Origin of the sequence: Streptomyces sp. FH025, assembly GCF_017427025.1 — a bacterium.
Taxonomy (GTDB): domain Bacteria; phylum Actinomycetota; class Actinomycetes; order Streptomycetales; family Streptomycetaceae; genus Kitasatospora.
The window spans coordinates 1-1,666 of sequence record NZ_JAFLNG010001090.1; the positions used below are offsets into that span (position 1 = coordinate 1).

Below are 1,666 nucleotides of genomic sequence, written 5' to 3' on the forward strand. Positions count from 1 at the left end.
CCCACCGGAGTTCGTGCCCGCCTCGCGGCGGCCGGCCCGGGGCACTGGAGAGGCCCGCCGAGGGACCCCTGCACCGCCGTCCCGCCCTCGGCCAGGAATCCACCGGCCGGTCTCCAGCGCCACGGGCGCGCCGGGAGCCACGGGCACAAGAGGGGCTCGACATGGCACCCAGCAACACCAGCAGCACAGACGGCGGTTCCACCCCGGCGAGAATCAACGAGGCCGACGAAGCGTCAACTCTCCTCACCAGCACGCCGCCAGGGTCAGGGACCCACCCCGTGGACGAGGTACTGCCCCCGGTGAAGCTGTTCTCCACCGGGCTCCAGCACGTCGCCGCGATGTACGCGGGGGTCGTCGCACCCCCGCTCATCGTCGGCGCCGGCGTCGGACTCTCCGCCGCCGACCTCGCCCTGCTCATATCGGCCAGCCTGTTCACCGCCGGACTGGCCACCCTGCTCCAGACCCTCGGCATCTGGAAGATCGGCGCGCGGCTGCCGTTCGTGAACGGCGTCTCGTTCGCGGGCGTCGCGCCCATGATCGCCATCGCCAAGGAGCACGGTCCGAAGGACGCCCTCCCGGTGATCTTCGGAGCGGTGATCGTCGCCGGGGCCCTGTGCTTCCTCGCGGCACCGTACTTCTGCAGGCTCATCCGGTTCTTCCCCCCGGTCGTCCAGGGCACCGTGATCACCCTCATCGGGGTGTCCCTGCTCCCGGTGGCGGTCAACTGGGCGCGCGGCGGCTCGCCGAGCGCCCCCGGGTACGGCTCCATGCGGGCCATCGGCCTCGCCGCGATCACCCTCGTCGCGGTGGTGCTCTGCAACCGGCTGCTGCGCGGTTTCTGGCAGCAGCTGTCGCTGCTCGTCGGTTTGGCGTTCGGCACCCTGATCGCCTTCCCGCTGGGGCTCGCCGACTTCGGCGCGGTCCGGAACGCCGAGATCTTCTCGCTCCCCTCCCCGTTCCACTTCGGCGCGCCCGTGTTCGACGCGGCCGCGATCGTCTCGATGTGCATCGTCATGGTCGTCTCGATGACCGAGTCCACCGCCGACATGCTCGCCCTCGGCAAGATCGTCGAGCGCGAGGCCGACGAACCCACGCTCGCCGCCGGCCTGCGCGCCGACGGACTGGCCACCGCGCTCAGCCCCGTCTTCAACGGCTTCGCCGCCAGTGCCTTCGCCCAGAACATCGGGCTGGTCGCGCTGACGAGGATCCGCAGCCGTTTCGTGGTCGCGGCCGGCGGAGGCATCCTGATCCTGTTGGGGCTCTTCCCCGTGCTCGGTTCGGTCGTCTCCCTGGTGCCGCAGCCCGTCCTCGGCGGCGCCGGGATCGTGCTCTTCGGCACGGTCGCGGCGAGCGGCATCCGCACCCTCGCCGAGGCCGGTATGGAGTCCAGCTCCAACACCATCCTGGTGTCGGTCTCGCTCGGCGTCGGCATCGTCCCGATCGCCGTGCCGACCTTCTACGACTCCTTCCCGGAGGCCGTCCGGACCCTGCTGCACTCGGGGATCTCGGCCGGCTGCGTGATGGCCGTCCTGCTCAACCTGCTCTTCCACCACGTCGGAACCGCCCGCCGAGCCCGATCCGGCCAGAGCTCCGGCCAGACCTCCGGGCAGGCCACCGGGCAGCCCTCCGGCGCGACCGTGCCGACCGCGACACCGTCCTGACCGGC

At 71.6% G+C, this 1,666-nt stretch carries 1 protein-coding gene; it reads left to right on the plus strand.

Translation table 11 applies throughout. The features are described from left to right. The first annotated feature begins 161 nt into the window (after positions 1-161). Positions 162-1,661, plus strand: a complete 1,500-nt coding sequence (locus tag J0670_RS37550; RefSeq protein WP_207817254.1) for a nucleobase:cation symporter-2 family protein — start codon at positions 162-164, stop codon at positions 1,659-1,661. The last annotated feature ends 5 nt before the right edge of the window (positions 1,662-1,666 follow it).

Excerpts from the sequence above, each read along its gene's own strand:
- J0670_RS37550 (WP_207817254.1), top strand. The coding sequence starts at position 162 with ATGGCACCCAGCAACACCAGCAGCACAGACGGCGGTTCCACCCCGGCG.